The sequence below is a fragment of the Robiginitalea sp. genome, from assembly GCF_049588695.1.
In the GTDB taxonomy this organism is placed as follows: domain Bacteria; phylum Bacteroidota; class Bacteroidia; order Flavobacteriales; family Flavobacteriaceae; genus Robiginitalea.
On record NZ_JBAVZJ010000201.1, the window covers coordinates 1 to 2,091 of the forward strand.

Consider the following 2,091-nt stretch of genomic DNA (forward strand, 5'->3'; position numbering starts at 1 on the left):
CCCTTGGGTAGGAATCCCTCGTTTTCAAAGTATCCTGGTAGTGGATAAAGATAATTTTCGTTGTATCCACTTCATTTCGCTGGGCCAGAAGTCCAAATAACTGGTTTTTAGTTGCGGGTTTCAGTTCGCCCAGGTAATACTTTAAAAATAACTTTTTAAGAAGGATTGTGTCCAGATCGTATAGCCGTTCATAATAGAGTTTGGAATGGATTTTCTTCTTAAACGCATATTCATCTATGCTGATATACCCCTCATCAACATAAAGAGTATCCCTGGTTTGTCCGTATGCCCCCATTAGGGTAAGGCAGCATATAAGCCATACAATAAACCGCGCCATACCCAAAGATAGAAATTTCTACTTTTTTGATTTTGCCCTTATAACTACCCGTGCGATTCAATCCACTCCCGGGCATTTACAAAGGCCTGCAGCCAGGGGGAGACTTCATCCTGCCGTCCGTGCTGATAATGCGCCCAGTTCCAGGGGAATATCGACCGTTCGATATGCGGCATAGTCACCAGATGGCGTCCGCTGTCATCACATAACATGGCCGTATTGTAGTCGCTCCCATTGGGATTGGAGGGGTAAGAATCGTACCCATAGGTCCCGACAATATTGTAGCGGGACGCGTCGTACGGCAAGCGGAACTTACCTTCTCCATGTGAAATCCAGACCCCGAGTGTAGCCCCCGCGAGGCCTTTGAGCATAATAGAGTGATTTTCCTCAATCCGAACGGAGGTAAACGCACTTTCGTGTTTATGGGAATCGTTATAGGTCATTTTCCCATGGTCTTCATGATCCGGATGGATCAATTCCAGTTCCATAAAGAGTTGACAGCCATTGCAAATGCCGACGGAAAGGGTGTCGTGGCGGGCAAAGAAGCGCTGCAAGGCTTCATTCGCTTTGGCATTATACTTAAAAGCCCCCGCCCAGCCTTTGGCACTGCCCAGTACATCGGAATTTGAAAACCCACCAACGGCCCCGATAAACCATATATCCTCCAGGGTTTCCCGCCCACTGATCAGGTCGGTCATATGGACGTCTTTCACATCAAAACCAGCCAGGTACATGGCATGGGCCATCTCCCGTTCGGAGTTACTTCCCTTTTCCCTCAGGATAGCAGCCTTGGGACGCTTCCGGGTTTCGATGGTGTTCTGAGGGAGTTTTCCGCTGAAACCTTCGGGAAATGTGAAGTGAAGGGGTTGCTGTGCGTAATTCTGATAGCGGGCCAGGGCCAGGCCGCCTGAGGTTTGTTGTGCATCCAACAAATAAGAAGTCCTGTACCAGGTATCCCGGAGGTTTGGAATGTCAAGTACCAGGTTTGTGTCTTTGTTTTTCAAAAGGAGCTCAGCCCCTTCCCGAACTTTCCCGATCCGGTGGATTTTGATTCCCCCATCCGAAAAGATTTTTTCAACGGTGTCGTCTTTGCCTTGAAAAACAACCCCTGCATTTTCTGCAAAAAGTACTTTGACCAGATCTGATTCCCCCAGGGGGGTCAGGTCGACTTCAGCCCCCAGGTTGGGTGTTGAAAAGCAGCCTTCGAGGAGGGTGGTAATCAGGCCACCGGAGGCCACATCATGACCCGCCACAACCTGCCCGTCCTTTATGGCCTGCTGCAATAGGTCAAATGCGTTGGCAAAAAGCTCGGGATCCTGAATAGTAGGGGCTTGCGTGCCAATTTTGCCCAATACCTGACCCAGAGAAGATCCCCCAAGTTTGAAGGCGTCCGAGGACAAATTCAGGTAGTAGAGGGGCCCCCCTGTGATTTTAAAGACAGGTTCGACCACATTTTGGATGGCGTTGCAGCGGGCTCCTGTGGAAATGATAACGGTTCCCGGAGCGAGGACGTCTCCTTCCGGATAGCGCTGTTTCATCGATAGGGAGTCCTTCCCTGTGGGAATATTAATTCCCAGGGCTATGGCAAAGTCAGAAGCGGCCTCCACAGCCTTGTAGAGTCTGGCATCTTCTCCTTCATTATTGCAGGGCCACATCCAGTTGGCCGACAGGCTCACAGATTTTAACCCGTCTTCAAGGGGCGCCCATACAAGGTTGGTCAGGGCCTCGGCAATACTGTTGCGGCTTCCGGCCACCGG

General features: G+C 50.3%; 2 protein-coding genes. Both read right to left on the reverse strand.

All coding sequences use genetic code 11. The annotated features are described in order from the left end of the window. Positions 1–337 (reverse strand): hypothetical protein (locus WBV75_RS04850; RefSeq protein ID WP_424119521.1); only part of this gene is annotated, 337 nt, incomplete at its 3' end. 44 nt (positions 338–381) lie between these two features. After that, positions 382–2,091 (reverse strand): phosphoribosylformylglycinamidine synthase subunit PurQ (locus WBV75_RS04855; RefSeq protein WP_424119522.1); only part of this gene is annotated, 1,710 nt, incomplete at its 5' end.